Here is a 25344-nt window from a genome sequence, read left to right on the forward strand (position 1 = left end):
GGTGGCTGACCCCGCGACCCCACCCTCGATTTCCAAGGCACGCCTGATTGATATCCTTGATCGTCAATTCGGGTGGGAGCCGCCTGAACGCATTGGCGTGGCTGTGTCTGGGGGCAGTGACAGTCTGGCATTGCTGTACCTTTTGCATGAATGGGGCAGGTCTGAACTATGCGTGGCCACGGTCGATCACGGGTTGCGCAAGGAAGCGGCAGAAGAAGCCGCCTATGTCGCGCGTATCTGTGCATCACTGGATATTCCGCATGATACCTTGCGCTGGTCGTCTTGGGACGGACGCGGCAATCTGCAGGATCAGGCATTGCAAGCGCGGTACCTCTTGCTGGCGAAATGGGGACGCAAACGCAAAGCGAACCTTGTCGCGCTTGGCCACCAACGCGACGATGTGGCCGAGACATTCCTGATGCGATTGGGGCGGCGCTCTGGCGTTGATGGATTGGCGGCGATGCAGTCGCGCATGATCCGCCATGACATACGGTTTGACAGACCCTTTCTAGACGTGCGCCGCAGTGATTTGCGGGCTTATCTGACAGAAAAATCCATCAAATGGGTTGAGGATCCGTCCAATGATGATCCGTCGTTTGACCGTGTGAAAATGCGCAAGGCCTTAACAGCTTTGTCCGATTTGGGGCTGAATGTGGATGTTCTGGCCGATGTTGCGGGCAATCTGCGCGCGGAACGTCAGGCGCTTGAATACGCCGCCTATGAAGTGGCTGATCGGATCAGCGCGGAAGAAGGCGGCGATGTTGTTCTGGACAAAAAACGCTTGTTGCTTGCGGATCCAACGCTTCAGCGGCGTGTGTTGAATGGCGCTTTGCGGTGGGTGTCATCTGCGCGCTATGGGCCGCGCTCGGATGCTTTGCGTGATTTGACCGAAGCGATTGGTATGGGGCAAGACCGCACCCTTCACGGGTGTCATATAACGGTCAATGCCAATTCAGTCAGGGTCGGGCGCGAGGCCAATGCGGTTTGGGATACGGTCGCGCGATTGTCTGAGCTTTGGGACGGGCGCTGGCATATCTCGGGGCCCGAAATGCGGGGCGTTGAGGTGCGTGCATTGGGCGACACGGGGCTGTCATTGCTGGACGATTGGCGCACGGCTGGCCTGCCACGCCGCACATTACTGACCAGCCCCGCGATCTGGCACGGTGGCGAGCTGGTGGCGGCACCTGTTGCAGGATTTAACGATCAATGGCAGGCGAAATGCATCACTTCTTTCCTCGGTTCGCTTTTATCGCATTGAAGTTGGCAGCTTAGCCTCTATTTTAAGATGTAACGAAGGGGGTCACGCTTTGACCCCGATTTTCCCATTTTGAGGAGACCTCCCTTGGGTAACGCGAGAAATTTCGCCTTTTGGATTGTTCTGGGCTTGCTGGTTCTGGCCCTGTTTCAACTGGTTGGTGGCCGTCAGGCGGCAGTAAACACCAGCGAAGTGAGCTATTCCGAGTTTGTGAACTCGGTTGAAGGCAATGAGGTGGCCAACGCCAGAGTGGATGGCGAGCGCGTCACCTATCGGGGCACAGACGGGCGCGATTATACAACGATCATGCCGCGCGACGCCGAAGTGTCGACGTTGCTTTTAGAAAACGACATCCCGTTTGAGGCACGCAGCCAGGAAACCAGCGGCTTCCAGGCCCTGTTGTTCAACCTGCTGCCGATCCTATTGCTGATCGGTGTGTGGATCTTCTTCATGCAACGCATGCAAGGTGGCGGGCGCGGCGGCGCGATGGGCTTTGGCAAATCCAAGGCCAAATTGCTCACTGAAAAACACGGCCGCGTCACATTTGATGATGTGGCAGGGATTGATGAGGCCAAGGAAGAGCTTGGCGAGATCGTTGAATTCCTGCGCAACCCACAGAAGTTCAGCCGCTTGGGCGGTAAGATCCCGAAAGGTGCGCTGCTTGTCGGCCCTCCCGGTACGGGTAAAACATTGCTCGCACGCGCGATTGCGGGCGAAGCTGGTGTGCCGTTCTTCACCATTTCAGGCTCTGACTTTGTCGAGATGTTCGTGGGTGTAGGTGCCAGCCGTGTGCGCGATATGTTCGCGGATGCCAAAAAGAACGCGCCATGTATCGTGTTCATCGACGAGATTGACGCCGTGGGCCGCGCCCGTGGCTCGGGCTATGGCGGTGGCAACGACGAGCGTGAGCAAACGCTTAACCAGTTGCTTGTCGAAATGGACGGGTTTGAGGCCAATGAAGGCGTGATCATCGTGGCGGCAACCAACCGCCGTGATGTTCTGGACCCTGCCTTGCTGCGTCCGGGCCGTTTTGACCGTCAGGTCACAGTGCCCAACCCAGATATCAAAGGCCGCGAAAAGATTTTGGGTGTGCACGCACGCAAGACGCCGCTTGGCCCTGACGTTGATCTGCGCATCATCGCGCGCGGCACACCGGGTTTTTCGGGTGCTGATCTGGCAAACCTTGTGAACGAAGCCGCGTTGATGGCCGCCCGTGTTGGCCGCCGCTTTGTCACGATGGAAGATTTTGAGCAGGCCAAAGACAAGGTCATGATGGGCGCCGAGCGTCGCAGCATGGTCATGACGGCTGAGCAAAAAGAGATGACAGCCTATCACGAAGCGGGTCACGCGATTGTCGGCATCGAACTGCCAAAATGTGACCCCGTTTACAAGGCCACGATCATCCCGCGTGGCGGTGCCTTGGGCATGGTGATGAGCCTGCCTGAAATGGACCGCCTGAACATGTTCAAGGATGAATGCCACCAGCGTTTGGCCATGACCATGGCAGGTAAAGCGGCCGAGATTTACAAATACGGTGAAGATCAGGTCAGCAACGGTCCTGCGGGCGATATCCAGCAGGCCAGCCAACTGGCGCGCGCCATGGTGCTGCGGTGGGGGATGTCCGACAAGGTCGGCAACATTGACTACGCCGAAGCGCATGAGGGCTATCAGGGCAACACCGCTGGTTTCTCGGTTTCGGCCAACACCAAGGAGATGGTCGAAGGCGAAGTTCGCAAGTTCATTCAGGACGGATACGAGCTGGCGGCCAAAATCATCCGCGAAAAATCGGTTGAGTTTGAGCGTTTGGCCCAAGGTCTGCTGGAATACGAAACGCTGACAGGTGAGGAGATCAAACGCGTGATGCGCGGCGAGCCACCTCATCTTGGCAATGCTGATGATGAGGATGACAAGGACGACGGGTCAGCCCCATCTTTGACAGCCATTCCAAAAGCGAAACGGCGCAAGCCGCCCGCAGATGACAGCGGGATGGAACCAGAGCCAACCTAGCAAAGTGAACCCCGCCCCAGTGGCGGGGTTTTTCTTTGCGCAAGTTTCGGGTTGGCGCGGGCTGAACAAGTGGTCATCTTGCGATCAAACAAGGAGAGCCCAATGCCTGCACTGCTGAAAACCGCGCTAACCTGTAACATTACTTGGATGGGGTTTGTGCCTGACCGAGACGCGAGTTTGCGGTCTGTCGCGGTTAGTGAGGCGCAGGCCACCTTTGCGGGGTTTGAGGGCGAGGCACATGGCGGCGCGATGCGGGCGTCGTGTTCGCGGGTGAAATCGCAGCACCCGCGTGGCACACAGATCCGCAATGTGCGCCAGTTTTGTGTGATGAGTGTAGAAGAGCTGGCGCAGATCGCGGCTGCCGCTGACCTTGATCATTTGCCGCCTGAATGGATGGGGGCATCCATCGTGGTGGAAGGCCTGCCCGATTTCACGCATGTGCCACCGTCGTCACGTTTGCAGAACGCGGCCGGGACAACTTTGGTCGTGGATATGGAAAACCGCCCCTGCCATTTGCCTGGTCTGGAGATGGAGGACACAGCTGCGGCAAAGAAACTCAAGGCAGCGGCCAAGCACAAGCGCGGCATCACCGCTTGGGTGGAGCGCGAAGGACCGCTGGCTGTGGGAGATACCTTGACCCTGAATATACCTGATCAACCCGTCTGGTCCCACTTGGACCGTGCGCGTGGCCTGACTTAGCCTTCGTGTTACCCATCGGAAACTTCTATTCCGACGCGTGACGTTCAGAGCGCGGAAAATGTCGGAAATGCTGTGAAGGGCTAGTGAAAAAATGCCTAGGTGTTTTCATACATCAGTATGCACCCGCGACTGCACCATAGGGGAGGGCCAGACCAATGGCTTACAAAACAGACATCGAAATCGCGCGCGAAGCGACAAAGCAACCCATCCAAGAGATTGGCGCGAAACTTGGCATCGGGAGTGATGATCTTTTGCCCTACGGTCATGACAAGGCAAAGGTAAGCCAGTCGTTCATCAATTCGGTTCAGGGCAACAAAAACGGCAAGTTGATCCTTGTGACAGCCATCAATCCGACACCTGCGGGCGAAGGCAAAACCACGACAACGGTTGGTCTGGGTGACGGGTTGAACGCCATCGGTAAAAAGGCGGCTGTTTGTATTCGTGAAGCCTCGCTTGGTCCAAACTTCGGGATGAAGGGCGGTGCGGCAGGGGGCGGCTACGCTCAGGTGGTGCCGATGGAAGATATGAACCTGCATTTTACAGGCGATTTCCATGCTATCACCTCGGCCCACTCGCTTTTGTCGGCGATGATCGACAACCATATTTACTGGGGCAACGAATGTGAGATCGACATCCGCCGCGTGCAGTGGAAACGCGTTGTCGATATGAACGATCGCGCATTGCGTCAGATTACAGCGTCTCTTGGTGGCGTGGCCAACGGGTTCCCGCGCGAGGCGGGTTTCGACATTACTGTGGCGTCCGAGGTCATGGCAATCCTGTGCCTCGCGCTTGACCTCAAAGACCTGCAAAAACGTCTGGGCGATATGATTGTTGCCTACCGCCGCGACCGCACGCCGGTTTTCTGCCGCGATATCAAAGCGGACGGCGCGATGACGGTCCTGCTGAAAGATGCGATGCAGCCCAACCTTGTCCAAACGCTCGAAAACAACCCTGCTTTTGTGCACGGCGGCCCGTTTGCCAATATTGCGCACGGCTGTAATTCGGTTATTGCGACAACGACGGCCCTTAAAATTGCGGATTACGTTGTGACCGAAGCGGGTTTTGGCGCGGATCTGGGTGCTGAAAAGTTCATGAACATCAAATGCCGCAAAGCAGGTCTGGCACCCGACTGTGTTGTCTTAGTTGCCACGGTCCGCGCCATGAAGATGAACGGCGGGGTGGCAAAAGCGGATTTGGGGGCCGAGAATGTCGATGCGGTTAACAAAGGCTGCGCCAATCTTGGGCGTCACATCCGCAACCTGAAATCATTCGGGGTTCCCGTAGTTGTGGCAATCAACCATTTTGTGACCGACACCGATGCAGAGGTGCAAGCCGTTAAAGACTACGTGGCAGGTCAGGGATCAGAGGCGATCCTTTCGCAGCACTGGGAACATGGCTCAAAAGGGTCAGAGGCGCTGGCAAGCCGCGTGGCAGAAATTGCCGATAGTGGGCAAAGCCAGTTTGCCCCGATTTACCCCGACGACATGCCGCTTTTTGAGAAAATCGAACGCATTGCAAAGTCGATCTATCACGCCGATGAGGTGCTGGCCGATCAGAAAATCCGCGATCAACTGCGCCTGTGGGAAGAGCAAGGTTATGGCCACCTGCCAGTCTGCATGGCGAAAACGCAGTATTCATTCAGCACAGATCCAACCCTGCGCGGCGCACCTGAAAACCATTCGGTGCCTGTGCGAGAAGTGCGGCTGAGTGCCGGCGCTGGCTTTGTGGTCGTTGTCTGCGGCGAAATCATGACAATGCCCGGTCTGCCGCGGGTGCCATCGGCTGAAAACATTTACCTGAACGATGATGGTCAGATCGAAGGTTTGTTCTAAAGAGAGTGGGGGCCAATCGGCCCCCGCGCTACGTAAGATCGAAGGAAAACAGAAATGAGTGCGACAGTAATCGACGGCAAAGCCTTTGCCGCAACCGTTCGGGAAAAAGTGGCCATTCACGTGGCGCGCCTGAAAGAAGAGCATGGCATTACACCCGGCTTGGCAGTCGTACTGGTTGGCGAAGACCCTGCAAGTCAGGTGTACGTGCGCTCAAAAGGAAAAATGACCGTTGAGGTTGGCATGAACTCGTATGAGCACAAGCTGGACATCGACACACCTGAGGATGTTTTGCTCGCACTGATCGCCAAGCTGAACGCCGATCCGGCGGTGCACGGTATCTTGGTGCAACTGCCGTTGCCCAAACATCTGGACGAAGACCTTGTGATCAATGCGATTGATCCCGCCAAGGACGTGGACGGGTTTCACATCAGCAATGTCGGGCTGCTTGGCACGGGGCAAAAATCGATGGTGCCTTGCACGCCACTTGGCTGCCTGATGATGCTGCGTGATCACCACGGTGCGCTGTCTGGGATGAATGCGGTGGTGATTGGGCGCTCGAACATCGTGGGCAAGCCGATGGCGCAACTTTTATTGAACGATAGCTGCACTGTGACGATTGCGCATTCGCGCACGAAAGACCTGCCCGACGTGGTGCGCGGCGCAGATATCGTTGTCGCGGCTGTGGGGCGGCCTGAAATGGTGCCAGGGGATTGGATCAAAGACGGCGCCACCGTGATCGACGTGGGCATCAACCGCATTGACGCGCCCGAAAAAGGCGAAGGCAAAACCCGATTGGTTGGCGATGTCCATTACGAAAGTTGTGCAGCGGTTGCTGGTGCAATCACGCCCGTTCCAGGGGGTGTGGGGCCAATGACCATCGCATGTCTTTTGGCCAACACCGTCACCGCCTGTTGTCGTGCGAATAATCTGGCAGAACCGGAAGGGTTGACGGCTTAACCTTTTGGGGCGCCGATCATGGTGCCTTGTAAGGCGGCGCAGAGTTTTCCATCCGCATATACCTTCGCTTCTACAACAGTCAGAAGGCGACCTGCCTTCAATACGGTGCCAACCGCGCGCAGCATGTCGCCACCCGCGGGGCGCATCAGGTTGATCTTCATTTCGGTTGTCAGAACGTCTTGGCCTTTGGGCATCATCGTAAGCGCGGCATACCCTGCCGCGCTGTCGCCGATTGCAAATGTCATGCCAGCATGGGCAAAGCCATGTTGTTGTGTCGCCAAAGGCAGGATCGGGGCGCAAATCTCGACTTCGCCCTCTTCGATGCGCGTCATTCGGGCCTGAAACGTGGCCATTAGTGCTTGTTTGTCAAAGCTGTCGCGGATGTTTTGTATAACGGCTTGATCCATGTATCGCAGCCTAGCGGGGCATCGGGATCGTGCAAGGGGTCTGGCCTGTCAAAACCGCGCGTGCGTCGTCATCCATAAGTCGCACCAAGGCTGCATCGGTCGTTCGCAGACCGCCTGTATAGGCCCCAAAAGCGGGCATGATCAGCTTTGCGGTATCATATAAAAAGCACGGTCGGCTGATCGCCCGTCCGCGCAGATGCATCGTGGCTTTGGGATGGTAATGGCCGCTGATCTCTCCGACCTGTCCGCTTGTGATATGGGTAAAATGGAGCGCGCCAAGTGTCAGGTCGGCCAAATGGGTTCCGCCAAAATCGGTTGGGCCTGCGTCATGGTTGCCTTCGATCCAAATCCATTCGCGCCCTGCTTGCATCCGCGCGATCCAAAGGCGGTGCGCCTCTGACAGGCTTTGGGCGGCGATCAGATCATCGAAACTATCGCCCAGACAGATGACCGTTTTCGGGTCAACGGCTTCAATCGCGGCATCAAGTTTTCCCAAGGTCTCTTCGGTTTCATATGGTGGCACCATCTGGCCGGACCGCCGCGCGATGCGTTCCGATTTGCCCAGATGCAGATCAGAGACAACCACCACTGACTGCGCAGGCCAAAACAACGCACCATCGCCGCGCGCGTGCAATTCCGCACCGTTCAAATGGATAACCCGCTCGTTCATGCTCTGTTCTTGCCCGCAAATGGATCTGCCCGCAAGAGCCTAGAAGGGCACAGCCCATCGTTTGGGTTCATTGGTTTCGACACCAGCGGTTTGCAAAAGTCGTTCGGCCTCTTCTGCCATCAGGCGTTCATCCGCCAAACCTTTCACGGGGACGCGGCCTGCTTCCAAAAATAGCGGCGCGGACAGGGGGGTCACCTTTGGCTGGACGCGCAGATCAATGCGTCCTTCCACACGGGCCAGCATGTCCTCGATACGTCCAAAATCCACCAGACCGCGCATCGCTTCTTCGCGTGTGATTTGCATGATCACATGATCGGGGTCGTATTTGTGAAGCGTGTCGTAAAGGATATCGGACGAAAAAGTGGCCTGCCGCCCCGATTTGCGCTGGCTTGGCAGGTTTCGCTCAATCAGTCCTGCAATCGTCGCGCTGGCCTTGAAGGTGCGCTTCATGACGGCATTGCTGGCAAGCCATGTTTCGAACCCGTCGCGTAAGGTTGCAGGCTCAAACCACGGGGCAGGGTCGGTGACGGCATCCAAAGACCAGATAAGTGTTGCATAATCCGTCGCCACAAAACCCATGGGCCCAAGACCTTCAGCCTCCATCCTGTTGGTCAGCAGCAAGCCAAGCGTCTGTTGCGCGTTGCGCCCTGCAAACCCGTAGACAACCGTCTGGGCACGCCCGTCATGTGGAAAACTTTCGATGAGCAAACGGTCCGGTTTCGGCAACTCGCTGACCTTGCGCTGCAGGTGCAGCCATTCGCGTGTGGCGGGGGGTAGCTCTGGCCAATCATCGTGTTGGAACATGCGCAAGATGCGCTCGCTCAGCTGCGTAGATGTGGCAAATTTTGTCCCAAGGAAGGTTGCGATCTTGGGTTTGTCACTGGCACGTCGCGTGACCTCAACTGTCATTTCGCGCAGCCCTTCGTAGCGCACGATCTGGCCGCCAATCAGAAACGTATCCCCTTGGGTCAGCGTCGCGGCGAACCCCTCTTCGACCTCGCCCAACGGTTTGCCACCCATGCGGTTTTTCAGGCGAACCTTCAGGGTATCGGTGTCCTGAATGGTGCCGATGTTCATCCGTATGCGTTGGGCCGCGCGCGGATCGCGCAGCTTCCATGTGCCATCGGGGTTTTGCATCAGGCGTTGCCAGCGGTCATAGGCCCGAAGGGCATAGCCACCTGTGGCACAAAAATCCAAACAGTCATCAAATTCGGCGCGTGTCAGGGCGCTGTAGGCGCCGCAGGTGATAACCTCATGATAAAGGGCATCGGCATCAATGGGGCCTGCACATGCAGCAATCAGGATATGCTGGCAGAGCACATCGCGTGGACCCGCGCCGCGCGGTTCACCGTCCAGATCATGGGCTTTCACGGCCTCCAGTGCCGCCATACATTCGACGACTTCAAAGCGGTTGGCAGGCACAAGGCGTGCTTTGGACGGTGCATTATAGCGGTGGTTGGCCCGACCAATCCGCTGAACCAGTCGTTTGACATTCTTGGGGGCGCCGATCTGGATCACCAGATCCACATCCCCCCAGTCGATGCCCAGATCAAGACTGCCTGTGCAGACCACCGCCTTAAGCGCGCCATCGACCATGGCCTGTTCGACCTTTTCGCGCTGCACACGGGCCAGACTGCCATGGTGGATGCCGATGGGAAGCTGATCTTCATTGGCCAGCCACAGGTTGTGAAAAAACAATTCTGCCTGTGCACGGGTGTTGTGAAAGATCAGTGTTGTTTTGTGGCGTGCGACCTGCTGCAAGACGGCAGGAATTGCGTATTTGCCGCCTGAACCCGCCCAAGGGGGGGCCTCATCGATCTGCAACATTGCGATATCGGGGGGCGGTCCAGCATCGGCTGTGACGATATTGCAGGTGTCGGGGTGCTTGGCCATCAAATGGGCAATAGCATCGGGGTCTTCGACCGTTGCCGATAGGCCGACGCGCCGCAGATCGGGGCACAGCGCCTGCAACCGTGACAGCGCAAGAAACAGCTGATCCCCTCTTTTGCTTTCCGATAGGGCGTGGATTTCATCAATGATGATCCGCTTCAGCCCTTTGAACATGCGCGGGCTGTCTTCGTAGCTGATCAGCAGCGCAAGGCTTTCTGGCGTGGTCAGCAAGATATGTGGCGGGTCCGCACGTTGCCGCTTTTTCTTGGTTTGCGATGTGTCGCCAGTGCGATCTTCAATTCGGATTGGCAGGCCGATTTCATCCACGGGCGTGCGTAGATTGCGTTTAATATCGGCGGCCAAGGCCTTGAGCGGACTGACATAAAGCGTATGCAGCCCATCGTGTTCGCCGCTGGCCAAATCGGCGAGGGTCGGCAAAAACCCGGCCATTGTTTTGCCGCCACCAGTGGGGGCAATCAACAAGGTGGCGGGGTCATCCGCGCGCGCCAGCATCTCCAGCTGATGCGGATGCGGCTGCCAGCCTTTGGCGGCGAACCAGTCGATTATCGTGTTGGGCAGGGCCATGCCGCTAAGGTGTGGCATATCAATGGGGTTTCAACGCGCGGATCACCTTTTGCACTTCTTTTGGCAATGTGGTGTCCGCCCCGTCAGGAAGGGCGTCTAATGCGGCGTCGATGTCTTTCGTCAGAATGCCGATGGAGTTGTCGAGCGACCATCCGTCTTTGGCAAATTCGATGGTGTTCCAGCCGCTGACCAACCAGTTTTGCCCCGACGAGGCGTTGACGAGGTTAAGGAAGTCCGCTTCGTCCAAGCCTGCAGCGTTGGCCCAGTCCACAACCTTGCGCGTCATCGCTGTGGATGTAGCCGCCAGCAGATTGTTCAGGACTTTAGCCTGCATCCCTGCACCCACCGCACCCATGGGGTGAATACTGCCACCCATGGTTTCGAGCATGGGTTGAATCTGGGTGATGTCGCCGCCTGTCATAAAGCTAAGCCGCTTTTCTTGGGCCGCGATTTGCGCGCCTGACATGGGTGCGTCGATCAGTGCGACGTAACCCGGCAGGCGGCTTTGTAAGCCCATCAGGTATTTAGGTGACAGGGTCGAGCAGATAACGACCGTGTTCAAATCACTTGCATGTTTGGCTATGTTTTGTGCGCCAAACAGCAGATCATCGCACTGCGCAGCGTCCCGAACCACAACAAAGCAAACTTCAAGACCTTGGCAAAAGCTACGGAAATCATTTGATATTTTTGGGTGATCAATACCCCGAACATCAAAGCCGCAGGCATCAAAACCACCCGCCAGCAGGGCGTCCAACATGGGTTCCCCCATTCGTCCGCACCCTGCCATCCCAATTTTCATACTTTGATCCTAGTGTTCGATGTGTTCCTCTTTCACGAACATATTGGCCCAGGCGCGATCAATCAAATCAGGCGTCATCTGGTATGGAATACCTTCAAATTCGCAGATTGAAATCATCTGATCGATCAAGAATATCGGCTGATAGTTTGCATAGACATTGTTGATCGTCGGATATTTCTTCTTGAGCAAATAGACCAGGGCTTCCTCGTTCAGCGGCATTTTCCGCTTCTTTGCCACCAGTGCAAAGATCTTCAGGAAGTCCTGCTGATTTGGGCCATCAATCTTGATTTTAAAGAAGATACGACGCAGCGCCGCTTTGTCGAAAATCTCGTTTGGATGGAAGTTGGTCGAGAAAATAACCAACGTATCAAAGGGCACCTCAAACTTTTCGCCTGACTGGAACGCAAGAATATCGCGGCTTTCTTCAAGTGGGACAATCCAGCGGTTTACCAGTTTTTGCGGCGGTTCTGCTTGGCGGCCAAGGTCATCCACGATGAATACGCCGCCGGTGGATTTCAACTGGAGCGGCGCCTGATAGGTCCGTGCCGTTTTGTTGTAGACCAGGTCAAGCATGTCCAGCGAAAGCTCCCCGCCCGTGACAACGGTGGGTCGTTCGCAATGCACGTAACGGCGATCATAGCGGTTCAAATTGGTGCGTAGCGAATTAGGGTCGTCGCGTTCTTCTTCGGCAGCGGTGTGCACAATCGGGTCAAACACAGTGATAATCTGGCCGGAATATTCGATTGCGCGCGGGATATAGATCTTGTCGCCCAGTGCATCGCGGATACCGTTCGAGATTGACGATTTACCGTTACCGGGCGGGCCATACATCAAAATCGAACGCCCTGCGCCGACGGCTGGCCCAAGCTCGCCGATCAACGTAGGCGGCAAGATCAGATGCCCCATCGCGCCCATCAGCTGATCACGGGTCAGATTGATGTTGCGGATAGATTGGCGTTTGACCTGCTCGCTGTAGACCTCAAGCGGGACAGGGCAGGCGCCATAGTATTCTGACTGTGCCAAGGCATCCAAGGCCCGTGCTTTGCCAGAATCTGTCAGTTGATAGCCCATTTCCGAGCCTGAGGTGGCGTGCAGCGTGCCAGTGGCCTCAATCAGGTTTTGATCGCGGCCCATATCAATCAATTCCTGCGTCACCCGCACAGGCAGGCAGATCGCTTGTGCAATCTCGCGGGTCTGTTCAACATTGGCGCGGAACATGGTTTTGATCAGGATATCGCGCATCATCACAATCGACAGACGCATATCCGCAAGTGTTTTGGGCGATGGCGGGGCGAGAACATCGCCGGCGATCATATTCATGTCATTTCCCTTCTGCTCAAAGCCCACGAACGGGCGGGTCATGTTTCGTTCATAAAAGCTGGATATCTTTTCACACCAAATTCCAGCTTTGGCTTTGGTTGCGCCACATTTGCGGCCTATACCTGTCGCCAATCAAGAAACGAACTATCCCGCGTTTAGGGTCAAATTAAGGCAGAGCAGTGACATGACAGAGCAATCAGCGCAGCACGTAGATCGAATTGTTTCCATTCCGCTTGGCTTTGGCCGAAGGCTGGCGATCATCATTGGTGTGATGATTATCGCTATGGGGGGCGCGGCGTTGGCCAAGGGCGGGCTCTATGTGGGCAAGCACGAAGGTGATATGATGCACCTGCTTGAGATCACTTTGCGGATGGCCCAAGGGCAGATCCCCCACGAAGACTTTATGACCCCCATCGGAGCATTGGCATTCTGGCCGATCCTGCCATTTCTGAATGCGGGTTGGGGCATCGGGATGTCGTTGATGGCCAGTCAGATCCTTGTCGCTTGTATTTTGGCACCTGCCGTATGGTGGGCGGCGCGCAGCCGTTTGACGGGGCTTGTTGCTTACGGCTTTGTGGCCTTGTGTATGGCGCTGATCCTTGCGTTGGTGCACGGCGAGGCCGAGCGCAGTGTTTCTTTCAGCATGCACTATAACCGTTGGGCTTGGGTCGCGGCCTTTGTTGCCGTGCTCGTTGCGGTGCTGCCTGCAAAGCGCAGCAACCCGGCGATTGATGGGATCGTCGTTGGCCTGATGATGGCCGCTCTTGTGATGATCAAGGCGACCTATTTTATTGCCTTCGCTCCTGCGGTGATCATCGGTTTTTTGCAATACAAACAGGCCAAAGCGCTTGGTCTTGCGGTGGTCACTGGTGTGTTTGTGGCCGCTGCCTTTACCCTGTTGCTCGGTTTTGACTTCTGGGCCGCCTATGTCACGGACCTTCTGTCCGTCTCTGTATCAGAGGTGCGTTCTGCCCCAGGCGATGCCTTTGCCGCCGTGATGGCCGCGCCTGCCTATCTTGGCGCCTCCTTGGCCTTGTTGCTTGGCGTTATCTTCTTGCGTCAATCCAAGCGGATGGAAGGCGGGCTGTTGCTGCTGATCCTTGCACCGGGTTTTTGGTATGTGACCTATCAAAACTTTGGCAATGATCCGCAGTGGCTGCCGCTTCTTGCCGTTATCTTGTTTGCCTTGCGCCCCGCTAATGGTGTGGTGAACGGGTTTGGATGGGACATGCGCCAAGCGGTGACAATGACTGCTGTTGCCGCAATTTGCTTTGGCCTGCCATCTGTGTTCAATCTTCTTTACAGCCCCTTTCGTCATCTTAATGTGGACGGATCGGAGTTCACGGCTGTTTTACCACAAAGCGCGGTGCATGATGATTTCCTGTCGCCGCAAGTACGGGTTGAGCAGCTGGACGCTCGTATTCAACTGGACAACGCCCAAAACGGCCTGCCTGCGTATGAAGACCGCGAGGGGATCACGGAATGGAACGGAGAGGTGCTGCCGTATTGCACCTTGGAACTGGGCATGACCGCATGGTTTCAGACAATCGCCGATGATCTGACCGCACGTGGCTATGCGGGCACGCGGATTTTTTCGGCTGATCTGTTCTCGAGCTTTTGGTTGTTTGGCGATTTCAAACCGCTGTTGCAGGGTGCGCCTTGGTATTACGGGGGGCTGCCTGGGTTAAAGACGGCCGATTACATGTTGATCCCGCTCTGCCCGGGGGTGCAATCCGTGCGCCATCAAATTCTTGAAACGGTTGAGAAGGAGGGCTTGACCTTCCGCGAAGTCGAACGGACCCCGAACTATATCCTCGTCGAGAAAACCAACGGCTAGGACCCGAAACGCGCCGCCGCCGCCAGATACATTATCAGGGTAGAGCTCAGCGCAAAGCCCATCGGATAGTCCCACCCTGTCGTCCAGCTTTTCCAGTTGGGCGCCAGATTCCGAAGCGGCGTATGTTTGACCAACCGATGTGTCAGCCAAGTGCCCAACAGGTTGGCGCAAAAGAGCATCAAAAGAAATGGCACGTCGGGCAACGCAATCATCGGGGCCGCGGCTGCTGCAAATTTCGCATCACCTGCGCCCACGCCGCCCATTGCATTTGCGCCAAATCCTACGGCCAAAACGATTGCAAATTGCAACCAACGGCGCAGGTATTCATCCATCGGCAGCATGATCAAACCTGCAATCGCAAAGATAGCCATCAATGCCAGCACGGATTTGTTTGGGATGCGCATCCGCGACAGATCAGACCAAGCCGCCCAAAGCGCGATGGGGGTCGATAGGATCAAAAAGACAAGCGCCGAATTGGCGGTGGCGGCCATTTGCATCTTATCAGGCTCCCGACGTCACGAATGACTTAGTTTGTGATGTTGCTTTCCAGCGCACGAAGCGAGCGGACGGCTGCCTCAAAGTGCTGCGGATGGGTGTCGATTGCTTCTTTCAGCAACCCTTTGCCTGTCGCCAAATCACCCTGTTTCACGGCCGACAAACCAAGCGTGTGGAGCAACTGTGCACGCTCGACCTGACTCATTGAGATCACAGGCATATCGTATTTGCGCTGCGCACCACGTGCGAGGATCAGGTTATTCTTGGCGGTAAAAAGTTTTGGATCGTTGCGGATGGATTGCATGAACAAGCGTTCCGCTTCGCCAAAATCACCGCGTGTCAGTTTGGAATAGCCCCAGTTGTTCAGCACACCTGCCGGGCGGGTGGTCAGCCCAATTGCTGTGCCGTAAAAGCTGTCGGCGCGGTCCCATTCCTGATTGCTGTCGGCCACCATGGCTTCAAGGCGATAGCGCTTGAATGTTTCGAAAGTGGGCGGCACGTCATCAAGAACTTTTTCTGCTTTTTTCCACTGGCCTGTGCGGATCAGGGCGTCGGCAAGATCAACGCGGTCATCATTTGTGGCGTCCGGGTGGCTGGCGACTTTTGTCCAAGCGCCGACACCTTCATCGGCACGCTTTGCACGGATCAATGATTTGGCCAGACCGCGCTGAAACTCAAGCCGTTTTGGCTCTTGCTTGAGTGCTTTTTGGAAGTAGTTAACGCCCTCATTGGGGTCGGCAACCGAAAGCATGATGTCATTGAGGTTGCTATCATCGATCACATTCACGTCTTTGATCGCGCGGGTCACCTCTGCCTCGGATGACTTTTGGCATCCAGAAACAATTAAACCTGCCGAAAGGCAGAGGCTCAAAATCACGGTATGGCGCATGTTGCCTGCGTCCTTTTTACTGCTCGTATCGACCTATGGTGTCGAAAGGATCAGGTAGTCACCCGTACCCCGACGCACCAATTGTAATGGTTCATTCTGTTCAGTGTAGCTTGGATTTTCGAGTTTTGCGAGTGTTAACCGCAAGTTGTCACGAATTTCGGCACTTTCGCCACTATCAAGAGCAAAGGCGCGACGGAAAACCTGTGCGGCTTCCCCGATTTCGCCGCGTTCGACCAAAATAACGCCAAGATTGTTCCACGCGGGGACAAAGGTTTCGTCCTTTTCAATCGCTTGACGCAAGTAGCGTTCGGCCTGCCCCAAACGCCCCAATCGCATATTCGCGGACCCAACCGCTGATAAAACATCAACCGTAAGTCCTTGTTTGCCAGCCTCGCGGGTGTACGCCTTCAGTGCGAGCTCGTATTCGCCCGCGGCCATCAGGCGGTGACCGATTAGCAAACCGTCAATGTCGCTTTCACCAGCGATGCCTGGCGCAAAAGGGTTGGACGGGTCGGCCTGCGGGGCACATGCCAAAAGGCCAAGACATGCCAGCAAAACGGCGCCTGCGTGTCTTAGCCTCATGATTGCCCCCATGGTTGGGCACGTGATCTGCCCGTTAGAACTGTGCGTTGCTCAACAACTCGACGATACCGTAGACCGATGGCCCGATCATAATGATCAGCAGCGGCGGAACCGTCAGCATCATTGTGGCAAGTGTCATCTTGGTGGGCAAGGTGTTTGCCTTTTCTTCCGCCCGCATCACGCGTTTGTCACGCATTTCGGCGGAAAAGACACGCAAGGCTTCGGCGATCGAGGTACCAAAACTGGCAGATTGGATCAACACGGTCACAAAGCTGGCCACATCAGGCACGCCGCACCGTTCGGACATATCTTTGAGAACATTGATCTTGTCCTTACCGGCTTTCATCTCGTGGGCCACGGTTTCAAACTCTTGGGCCAGGGCAGGGGCGCCGGCGCGCATCTCGGTTGAGACGCGGTTAATGGATTGGTCCAGCGATTGGCCTGCTTCGACGCAGACCAGCATAAGGTCCAGAGCATCTGGAAAGCCGTTGGTAATTTCTTCCTGACGGGTCTGTTGTCGCTTGGTCACCCAGTATTTTGGTAGCATGTATCCCACAACACCTGGGATCAAAACCATCATGATGGTCTGTGGGGTGGTTGGTTCGGCAACCGTTGTGCGGAACAACGCATAGACCGCGCCAAGAGCCAAAAACCCAAGGCCAAGCGCAAACTGCATGAAGTGGAACGTGCGCACGGCGTTCTTGCCGTAATAGCCCGCCTGCATCAATTTCAGGCGGATGGCCGAGTATTCCTCTTCATCCTGCGGCTCAAGGAAATCGGCATATTTGTTAAGGGCATCGCCCCCGATTTCCTTGCGGCGCAGTTCGGCGGCCTTCTCACCTGTGTCTGAACTGCGGGCCTGCGCACGCAATTTGTCCAGCGGGTCTTTTTCTTTCTTCAGCAAGACGGGAAGGGCCAGAAGGACCATGAACAGTCCAAGGATGCCCACAATGATCAGCATCCCGAAGGGGCCAAACATGTCTGTCAATTTACTATCGATCGTGTCGAGAATTGCCATGTCCTAGATCCTTTACACCTTGATGTTCACAAGGGCGCGCATGACGACCATGTTGGTGATCAAAAAGCCAGCCACGACCAGACAGGCGGGGATAAAGACCGATGTCTCTTTCACCTCGTCGTAGTAGTCGGGTTGAATCAGGTTGATCATGATAAGTGCGCCAAGCGGGAAGATGGACAAGAACATGCCCGACCATTTCGCCTCCGCCGTAATGGCTTTCACACGGCGAAACAGTTTGAACCGTGCGCGGATCACCTGTGCCAGCCCGTACAGAACCTCGGCCAAGTTACCACCGGATGTTTGCTGGATCGTCACCGCGACGGCCAAAAAGCGCAAATCCTGCAAATCAAGACGTTCGGCCATATCTTTGAGCGCATCGCCCGTGTTGCGGCCATAGGTGCTTTCGTCTGCAATAATGCCCATTTCGGTGCCCAACGGATCGGGAACTTCTTTGGCCACGATCTGCAACGCGCTTGCAAACGGGTGTCCCACGCGCAAGCTGCGCACCATCAATTCAACGGCATCTGGCAGTTGTTCCTGGATCATGGCCATTCGGGTTTTGGCCTTTTTATTGATCCAAAAGTAGACGCCTCCGATGCCCATCGCGACCGCAACAACCATGCGTACGGCAGGTTCCGCCCCTGTGCCGACAGTCAAACCCACAAAGGATACGATCGACAAAACGCCCATCAGAAGAACAAGCTGCCCAGGGGTGAACGCGATGCCGCCCTTTTGGGCCTTGCTGGCCAAGATAGAGTAAAGCGGGATGGAGGAGGAGCGCAGATGCTGGCTCATCTCCTTGCGCAGTTGTTCAAGAACCTCCTCGCGGCCTTGCCCTTTTTCGAGCATGTCGAGGCGGCGGTTGACCTTACTGTTCAGGCTGATCGATTTACCGAAGGCAACCAGATAGATCCCTTCGACAATCACCACAACGGCGACGAAGATCAGACCATAGATAAGAAGTGCTGGATCAAAAGACATCAGTGATTATTCCATCTTTACAGGTTCATAGATCGATGGTGGCAGATCGAAGCCCCACATCTTGAACCGTTCCGAGAAGTGCGAGCGCACGCCAGTGGCGGTGAAGTGGCCCAGAATTTTGTTGTCAGGCGACAGCCCGACACGTTGATAGCGGAACACCTCTTGCATCGAGATGACATCGCCTTCCATGCCAGTGATTTCCGTGATCGAGACCATGCGGCGCGACCCGTCTTGCAAACGGCTGGCCTGTACGATCAGGTTCACAGCCGAAGCAATCTGGCTGCGCACCGCTTTGATTGGCATTTCGATGCCCGCCATCGCGATCATATTTTCCAAACGGCTGATCCCGTCCCGTGCAGAGTTGGCGTGAATTGTGGTCATCGATCCATCGTGGCCCGTGTTCATCGCCTGCAACATGTCGATGACTTCTTCGCCACGTGTTTCCCCCACGATGATCCGGTCCGGACGCATCCGAAGGGCGTTTTTCAGACAGTCACGCTGGCTGACGCCGCCGCGGCCTTCCACATTGGGCGGCCGGCTTTCCATCCGGCCAACGTGGGTCTGTTGCAGTTGAAGTTCTGCCGTATCCTCGATCGTCAGGATACGTTCATCATTGTCGATGAACGATGACAGCGCGTTAAGCGTCGTGGTTTTACCGGAGCCTGTCCCGCCTGAAACAATGACGTTCAGACGTGTCGATACGGCGGCTTGCAGATAGGCAGCCATCTCTTCGGAAAAGGCTCCGAAATCGACCAAATCGCTAATCCCGAGCTTGTCCTTTTTGAACTTACGAATGGACACAAGGCTGCCATCCACCGCAATCGGCGGCACCATCGCGTTGAAACGCGAGCCATCGGCCAAGCGGGCGTCGACATACGGGTTTGATTCATCCACACGGCGGCCAACGGCCGATACGATTTTGTCGATGATGCGCAAAAGATGCCGTTCATCTTTGAAGGTGATATCGCTCAGTTGCAGTTTACCCGCACGTTCGACGAAGATTTGTTGCGGTCCGTTGACCAGAATATCGTTGACGCTTTCGTCTTTCAAAAGCGTCTCGAGCGGGCCCAGACCTGTGACTTCATCATAAAGATCCTGGATCAGATGTGAGCGGTCCTCGCGGTTCAAAACCATGCCAAGCTCATTGAGCGTTTCGCCAGAGATCGCGCTGATCTCCGACTTCAGCTCAGATTCCGAGGCGTGTTCAAGGGCCGCAAGATTGAGGTTGTCCAACAGCTCACGGTGGATTTGAAGCTTCACTTCACCCAGTTTTTCCTTGCGCTTTTTCTCTTTGTCCATGGGGACAACTTGTGCCGCCTTTTTGGGCGGAGCCGCAGCTGGCGCGGGCTTTGGTGCAGGGGCCGCAGCGGGTGCGGCTTCGACAACCTGTGCAGCGGGTGCTGCTGCGACCGCAGCGGGTGCTGCGTCAGCGGTGGGTTTTTTATAACGTGAAAACATGCGCTATTATCCTTTTGCCGCTTGCGATTTTGTGCCCTGCGCCATTTCATGAAGCGAGGCGGCCAATTTCATGATCTCTTTGCGAAGCGGGTTTTTGGCGGCGGTTTCGGCCAAAGGAAGCCCGTGATCACCAGCCTGACTGACGGGTTTGCCGCCATCCGGCAAAAGCAATTCCAGCGATACATCAAGGCTTTCAGCCATCCGTTTCACCCGTGATTTGCCCTGCAAGTCGGTAAATTTAGGCGAACGGTTTACGGCAAAGCGTAATTTGTCATGGGGCAGGTCCTCTGCCTTGAGGGCCTTGATCATCCGCAAGACATTTTGCGCCGATCGCATTTCCATTTCGATGGGGCAGAAATAGACCGCCGATGCGTTCAACACAGTCTCTGTCCACGATACCAAGGTCGAAGGCATATCAACGACCACGTAGTCAAAGTTTGCCTTGGCCACATCAAGAATACGCGCGACATCTTCGGGCTGGATCAAATCAAGCGGGATGATGTCCGTCGGGGCCGTCAGAACATGAAGCTTTTCGTTAAAGCTCAGCAAGGCCTGCATAAAGCTGTCGCTGTCCATGTTTTCCGTGTCGGACAGAAGTTCAAACACGGCTTCACGGCGCGGCAGGTCCAGGTAGGTTGAGGTTGCACCAAACTGCAGGTCAAGGTCGAGCAGACACACACGTGGTGCGTTTTCCTTGTCGATCAGCGCGAGTTCCCACGCCAGGTTGACCGCGAATGTCGATGCGCCAGTGCCGCCCGCCAAACCGTGAACAGGCAAGATCAGTCCATTGCGGCTGTTGGAAGAGGCGGTCAGCGTTGGCTGCAGTTCCGCAGGCACAGGCGCTTCAGGTTCAGGCGCATTCAACCGCTCAATCGCCGCGGCCAATTCGCCTTCGGGAAGCGGGTAGGGCACAAAGTCGTTGGCACCCAAGCGCAGCAATTGGTGCAGGGCGACGGGTGTCAAATCCTCGGCGATCAGGATCACCTTGATATTGGCATCGCGCGCGGCCGTGATGATTTCAGCGACCTGAGACAGGTTTTCCTCGTCATCTTCGTCCACGGCGACGGCTACAAATTCAAGCGTTTCCGCGTCGGGTTGTTTGAAGAATGCTAGCGCATCATCAAAACCCAAATCGCCCCAGTTTTCACCAAGCGCGGTTTCCATGTCTTCGATCAGAAGATCGAAATTCTGGACATCTCGCGAGATCGTGCAGGCGGTAAGCGGTGCAAGCTCTGTCTGAAGTGCGGGGGTACCCATTGCTCTCTCGTCCTCTTCACAGATCCAAAGATCCGACCCTCAAAGGGGTCTTTTGATTGCGGGCCAAGACGTCTGATTGCAGACACACTTCACCCTTTGAAACTGTTTTGACGGGGGATTGGGGCAGGATTGGGACCAAATTGATACGTTTATGTGAATTTGGTCAACGATCAGAGCGAATTGCGATGATTGGTTCTGATGCAAAAGGGTAAAGCGACAGCGCCGCTTTACCCGTGATGGGTGGTTATTGGCCTTCGGCCTCGACGCCTGAAAGTTCGGTTGTCGCATTCGCGCCACCGACGTAATCACGATAGACGATCTGGGCATATTTGCCGTCCATCACCGTTGGATGCGCGCCAACAAAGCCCGAAACTTCCGTTACGGTGCGGCGGTTCCGGCGTTCCTTGCCCTGGCTGACAACCAATGGCTGCGTTTCACCGTAAGAGACAAGCGCTTCAAGGCGGTTGCGACTAATGCCAAGAGACGACAGGTAGTGCACAACTGCATTCGCGCGGCGTTTGCCCAAGGCACGGTTGTAGCGGTCTGATCCAACCGCATCGGCGTGACCATAGACGCTAAAGCGCACTTCGGGGAACTGGCGGATAAAGTCTGCCTGTTGGCGCAAGACCTGCTTGGCCGCGCTGTCCAAAGCTGCAGAGTTAAACGCGAACGTAATTGTTGTTGGCACTTCGCGGGCAAAGCGTTCGGACATATTGACCAAATAACTGCGCTCGCCGTTGTGAATAAGGGTATTGTTCATCGTGGCGTTGCCAAAATACCCTTCGTCCACCAGCGCACCGGCTTCCACGTTCCATGCAACCGTTCCAGGATTGTCAGACCCGCAACCTGCCACAACTGCGAAAGCCGAAAGGGCAATCATGCTTTTGAGGGGTGTGCGTTTCATCTTATCAATCCAATACGTAGCCATATGACCCGTTGAAATCCTGCTTGGCAACCTCTGCCGCGGCACCTTGCGACGCGCCACCCGTTACTTTGCCACGCAAGAACAAATCACGTTCTGTTGGCAAGGTGACACGATCTGTCGGCAAGGCCAAGGCTTCGCCGCGTGTGGGGGTCACCAAATGTGGGGTCACGATGATCACAAGCTCTGATTGCGCGCGCTCATATTCCGCGCTGCGGAACAGCGCACCAAGTACAGGGATATCGCCAAGCCATGGCACCTGTCCGTTCAAATCCGAAAAGTCGTCTTGCAAAAGACCTGCAATTGCAAAGCTTTCGCCGTCCCGCATTTCCACGGTTGTTGATGTTTCGCGGCGCTGGAAGGCATCAATGGTGAAACCACCTTGGCTAAAGCCGTTGGAAGGGTCAATCGAGCTGACGGCCGCGCTAAGTTGCAGGTTGATGACATCATCATCCAGAACGCGCGGGATAAAGTTCAGCTCAATACCGAATGGTTTGAATTCGACGGTGATGGAATCTTCGCCCTGTGCAACGGGAACAGGGTATTCACCACCGGCCAGGAATTTCGCTTCCTGACCTGACAGTGCTGTCAGGTTGGGTTCTGCCAAAGTGCGCACAACGCCTTTTGATTCAAGGGCTTCCAGCAACCACGCCACTTCCAGCCCGCCCGCGTTGAACCCAAAGAGGGTCGCGCCCGTATTGCCGTTAGAGGCGGGCAGGGCACCGCCCAGGGAATTGGTGATCGCGCCATTTGTGACGTTTGCGCCTGTGCCCGAGCGGACACCAAGTTCATCGCCAAACAGGCTGCCCGAAATACCGATGGACGAGCTGAGCGATTTGCGCACGGTGCGCTGCATCTCTGCAAAGCGGACCTTCAGCATGACTTGCTGTGTGCCACCAACGCTCATCAGGTTAGAGACACGGTCGGGCGCGTAGCGTTCTGCCAGCTCCAACGCGCGGTCCAGCCGCCCGATCGACGAAACTGTCCCACTCAGAACGATGCCGTCATTTGCCGTGCGCACTTCGATCTTTTCATTTGGAAGGATCTGGCGCAGGCGCTCTTTGAATTCTGCGATATCGGGTGCGACACGCACCTCAACGTTGGTGATCAAACGGCCATCTGGCCCCAGAAGGGTCAGCGTGGTGCGTCCGGGCTCTTTGCCCAACACATAAATGGTGCGATCCGAAAGGGTCGAGATATCGGCAATGCCCGGGTTGGCGATGCTCAATTCTGCGAAAGGGACGTCGCTTTCGACGACAACAGCGCGGTTCATCGGCACATTCAATGCTGTCGATGGCGCACCGCGCATAACACGCAGGGTTTCGGCAGCCGATACATCTGGCATAGCCGAAAACGTCAATGCGAACCCAACAAGGGCCGCCTTCAAGAAAGGGGTCTTTTTCATTGTGACTGCCTCATATGATGTCACGACTGCTCGTGGGGTCTTTGCCCCTTTTTTTAAAACATGCGCCAGTTTTGATTTTTTTGCAAGAATCAATGTGTTGTGGCGACTTCCTGATGTGGTTGCGGTGCAACATAGGGTGGGGTGGCGTAGCTTTTACACGAAAATCGCGCGCCCAACCGGGACGCGCGTTTCCGTTTTTTGACCTATGCCTCAGCTAGTTTGTGCATGGGATCGGGATTTCGATCACTTCGGCGCCTTTACGTGTTCTGATCGTGCAGACGCGGTCTTTTTGCACTTCCTGAATTTCCTGGGGCGTAATGCCCAACAATTCGTTCTGGTTAACCTCAAAAGCCGCAACCTCGGTATCATCGTTCGAGCCGACAAGTGAGAGGGACAGATCCCCGGTGGCTTGGGCCTGGGTCAAAAGCGCGACCTGTTGGGGGGTTGCTTCAACTGTGACGGTGCCTGCAATTTGTGCGCCAGTGCGGTCCATGTCAGCCGATTGGTCAATCGCGATCAGCTTCAATCCGGTTTGAATGAGCTTCGTGATCCGCCCGTCGCGGGGTTCGTTTCGGCTGTTGGTGGCGCCTTGGACGTTCCCTGACCAATAAACATCGACACGGTCATTGGGACGCAAGAAACCAGATACGCCCGATTGCGCATTCACATTGATGGCAAAGGCGCGCATGCCTGGGCTGAGGCGCGAGGTGATGCCTGCATCAGCGCCTGCATCCGTCACTTTGACCTCCAAAACGGCCTCGCCCTTTTCCATTGCACGTAGCGCAACGCGCGGCACGTCAAATCCTTTCGGGAACAACACGTCCTGATCGGTAAAGGCGCCTTCTGGGATGGCTTCAACAGGCCAAAGGATCGGCTTCATATCATCTTTTTGCAAAGGCTCGCCGTAGCGGACGGCGCGTGTTGTGATGAACACAACATCGGTTGGCACAATTTTCGATGCGGCTTCGCGCTGTGCTTCCAACTCGGCGCGTTGCTGCGAAACATACCCTTGGGCAACGTGGACGGCAAAACCTGCCAGTCCAAGCCCGAGAAGCAAGACAAGTGCAAATACCATACGCATCGTTTCTATCCTTCAATTAATGGGGTGCGCCTGCACCGACCGTTGGTGACAAGGTGCCAGACAAATACGGCAAAACCGCGGCGCAAACCTGACGTAACAAAGAAATTGGTTCGATTGGTAAACGCCGGTGCCGTTTTGCGACCATTGTTTACTTGTCAAACATACCCAGTGGGCGTGTCTGCATCTCTGCCGAAACGTCACTGGCAAGCTTTTCTGTGCTGCTTCCCATGACCAATAGAATACCGATGGCCATTCCTGCAATTGCCGCCGTGATCACGACCCAATCAATTGTGATTGCGCCGTCTTCTGAGCGGAAGAATTTTTTGAATTGAGTGGGCATGCTGCTCTCCTGTCCTCTCGTGTCGCGTACACATGACGCGTTGGGACCATCGTTATCGGGGGAATGCGTCAAAATTCGTACCAAACATAGTCTATTTCCTGCCAATTTCATTTGATCATCACCAAACGAAAAAGGGCCGCACGGATGTGCGACCCCTTAAGTCCGAAACGGACCTGGCTATTATTTGTAGCCCAGAGTCTGTGTCGACAGCTTCGAGCTGATTTTGTTTGCCAGTGCTTCTGTGCCGTTACCGACCGAGAACATGATGGCCAGGCCCAGGCCTACGATGGCAGCTGTCAGAACAACCCAGTCAACTGTTACTGCGCCGTCTTCGTCTTTGCGGAAGTTTTTGATCATGTTTACGAATTTCATAGTAGGTCCCTCCAAAGGATCACATAGGTTTATTTTCTACCTCGGCGGGACGTTATGGCCATCTCCATGTGCCTGTTCCGCTTTGGATGAGCAGATATAGCCATCGGTTTGGGGCGAGAATTGGGCACCATTTGTCCTTTTTTAAGAATACCGATTTTACCTGCAGAAAAATACGTAAGCCCTTGTTTTTGTTGGTGGAAAAATATGAATAAAAAGCAATTCAGCCAGCGGTTAACTTAGCGTCAAGCATGCGGATACGGCCGAATCTGACCGTTTTGCGCAGGTT

Annotated in this window: 23 protein-coding genes; 6 read left to right on the forward strand and 17 right to left on the reverse strand. The window is 55.6% G+C overall.

The genetic code is table 11. From position 1 onward, the window contains the following. Window position 1: 1 nt before the first annotated feature. The 5 genes from tilS (at window position 2) to folD (ending at window position 6750) form a co-directional block, all read left to right on the forward strand. Window positions 2–1258, forward strand: coding sequence for a tRNA lysidine(34) synthetase TilS (gene tilS / locus L1065_RS09545; RefSeq protein WP_237095253.1), 1257 nt, complete (start codon window positions 2–4; stop codon window positions 1256–1258). Window positions 1259–1342: 84 nt separating this feature from the next. Continuing rightward, a complete protein-coding gene (ftsH, locus tag L1065_RS09550) occupies window positions 1343–3262 on the forward strand; it encodes an ATP-dependent zinc metalloprotease FtsH (RefSeq protein WP_237095254.1) in 1920 nt (639 codons plus the stop codon). 102 nt (window positions 3263–3364) lie between these two features. Then, entirely contained in the window at window positions 3365–3961 is a 597-nt protein-coding gene (locus L1065_RS09555; protein WP_237095255.1) for an MOSC domain-containing protein, read from the forward strand. Window positions 3962–4116: 155 nt separating this feature from the next. Then, window positions 4117–5793: a formate--tetrahydrofolate ligase gene (locus L1065_RS09560; protein ID WP_237095256.1), complete on the forward strand. Its 1677-nt coding sequence runs from the start codon at window positions 4117–4119 to the stop codon at window positions 5791–5793. A gap of 54 nt (window positions 5794–5847) precedes the next feature. Further along, complete coding sequence (gene folD, locus L1065_RS09565) at window positions 5848–6750, forward strand: bifunctional methylenetetrahydrofolate dehydrogenase/methenyltetrahydrofolate cyclohydrolase FolD (protein WP_237095257.1); 903 nt, start codon at window positions 5848–5850, stop codon at window positions 6748–6750. On the opposite strand, the gene L1065_RS09570 is transcribed toward folD, so the two are convergent. From L1065_RS09570 to L1065_RS09590, 5 genes are read right to left on the reverse strand one after another with little or no spacing between them, the layout of a single operon-like run. Further along, window positions 6747–7157, reverse strand: a complete 411-nt coding sequence (locus L1065_RS09570; protein WP_237095258.1) for a PaaI family thioesterase — start codon at window positions 7155–7157, stop codon at window positions 6747–6749. The genes folD and L1065_RS09570 overlap by 4 nt on opposite strands. Window positions 7158–7167: 10 nt before the next feature. Next, window positions 7168–7827, reverse strand: a complete 660-nt coding sequence (pdeM, locus tag L1065_RS09575) for a ligase-associated DNA damage response endonuclease PdeM (protein ID WP_237095260.1) — start codon at window positions 7825–7827, stop codon at window positions 7168–7170. Window positions 7828–7866: 39 nt separating this feature from the next. Further along, entirely contained in the window at window positions 7867–10320 is a 2454-nt protein-coding gene (locus L1065_RS09580; RefSeq protein WP_237095261.1) for a ligase-associated DNA damage response DEXH box helicase, read from the reverse strand. Between the two features lies 1 nt (window position 10321). Continuing rightward, window positions 10322–11059 (reverse strand): NAD(P)-binding domain-containing protein, encoded by a 738-nt coding sequence (locus L1065_RS09585; RefSeq protein WP_237095262.1) that lies wholly within the window; start codon window positions 11057–11059, stop codon window positions 10322–10324. A gap of 51 nt (window positions 11060–11110) precedes the next feature. Beyond that, window positions 11111–12421 (reverse strand): ATPase, encoded by a 1311-nt coding sequence (locus L1065_RS09590; RefSeq protein ID WP_237095263.1) that lies wholly within the window; start codon window positions 12419–12421, stop codon window positions 11111–11113. 184 nt (window positions 12422–12605) lie between these two features. Here L1065_RS09590 and L1065_RS09595 point away from each other — a divergent pair, with 184 nt between their 5' ends. Next, on the forward strand, window positions 12606–14258 hold the full coding sequence (locus tag L1065_RS09595; RefSeq protein ID WP_237095264.1) for a hypothetical protein: 1653 nt from the start codon (window positions 12606–12608) through the stop codon (window positions 14256–14258). On the opposite strand, the gene L1065_RS09600 is transcribed toward L1065_RS09595, so the two are convergent. The 12 genes from L1065_RS09600 to L1065_RS09655 all read right to left on the reverse strand — a co-directional run bounded on the left by L1065_RS09600 (window position 14255) and on the right by L1065_RS09655 (window position 25058). Further along, on the reverse strand, window positions 14255–14755 hold the full coding sequence (locus L1065_RS09600; RefSeq protein WP_370641166.1) for a prepilin peptidase: 501 nt from the start codon (window positions 14753–14755) through the stop codon (window positions 14255–14257). The two genes, L1065_RS09595 and L1065_RS09600, sit on opposite strands and share 4 nt — an antisense overlap. A 29-nt stretch (window positions 14756–14784) precedes the next feature. Beyond that, window positions 14785–15642 carry a lipopolysaccharide assembly protein LapB gene (locus L1065_RS09605; protein WP_237095265.1) on the reverse strand — a complete coding sequence of 286 codons (858 nt, stop codon included), beginning with the start codon at window positions 15640–15642 and terminating at the stop codon, window positions 14785–14787. A gap of 33 nt (window positions 15643–15675) precedes the next feature. Then, window positions 15676–16224 carry a tetratricopeptide repeat protein gene (locus L1065_RS09610; protein ID WP_237095266.1) on the reverse strand — a complete coding sequence of 183 codons (549 nt, stop codon included), beginning with the start codon at window positions 16222–16224 and terminating at the stop codon, window positions 15676–15678. Window positions 16225–16258: 34 nt separating this feature from the next. Then, window positions 16259–17242, reverse strand: coding sequence for a type II secretion system F family protein (locus tag L1065_RS09615; protein WP_237095267.1), 984 nt, complete (start codon window positions 17240–17242; stop codon window positions 16259–16261). A 12-nt stretch (window positions 17243–17254) separates the two neighbouring features. Next, on the reverse strand, window positions 17255–18223 hold the full coding sequence (locus tag L1065_RS09620; RefSeq protein WP_237095268.1) for a type II secretion system F family protein: 969 nt from the start codon (window positions 18221–18223) through the stop codon (window positions 17255–17257). A gap of 6 nt (window positions 18224–18229) precedes the next feature. Beyond that, window positions 18230–19681, reverse strand: coding sequence for a CpaF family protein (locus L1065_RS09625; RefSeq protein WP_237095269.1), 1452 nt, complete (start codon window positions 19679–19681; stop codon window positions 18230–18232). Between the two features lie 6 nt (window positions 19682–19687). Continuing rightward, window positions 19688–20938: an AAA family ATPase gene (locus tag L1065_RS09630; protein WP_237095270.1), complete on the reverse strand. Its 1251-nt coding sequence runs from the start codon at window positions 20936–20938 to the stop codon at window positions 19688–19690. A gap of 244 nt (window positions 20939–21182) precedes the next feature. After that, window positions 21183–21842, reverse strand: coding sequence for an OmpA family protein (locus L1065_RS09635; RefSeq protein WP_237095271.1), 660 nt, complete (start codon window positions 21840–21842; stop codon window positions 21183–21185). 4 nt (window positions 21843–21846) lie between these two features. After that, window positions 21847–23265, reverse strand: coding sequence for a type II and III secretion system protein family protein (locus L1065_RS09640; protein ID WP_237095272.1), 1419 nt, complete (start codon window positions 23263–23265; stop codon window positions 21847–21849). 214 nt (window positions 23266–23479) lie between these two features. Continuing rightward, window positions 23480–24346, reverse strand: coding sequence for a Flp pilus assembly protein CpaB (gene cpaB / locus L1065_RS09645; RefSeq protein WP_237095273.1), 867 nt, complete (start codon window positions 24344–24346; stop codon window positions 23480–23482). Window positions 24347–24494: 148 nt separating this feature from the next. Then, window positions 24495–24686: a Flp family type IVb pilin gene (locus tag L1065_RS09650; RefSeq protein WP_237095274.1), complete on the reverse strand. Its 192-nt coding sequence runs from the start codon at window positions 24684–24686 to the stop codon at window positions 24495–24497. Between the two features lie 180 nt (window positions 24687–24866). Further along, on the reverse strand, window positions 24867–25058 hold the full coding sequence (locus tag L1065_RS09655) for a Flp family type IVb pilin (protein WP_237095275.1): 192 nt from the start codon (window positions 25056–25058) through the stop codon (window positions 24867–24869). Between the last annotated feature and the right edge of the window lie 286 nt (window positions 25059–25344).

Origin of the sequence: Nereida sp. MMG025, from assembly GCF_021654165.1 — a bacterium.
Lineage (GTDB): Bacteria > Pseudomonadota > Alphaproteobacteria > Rhodobacterales > Rhodobacteraceae > Nereida.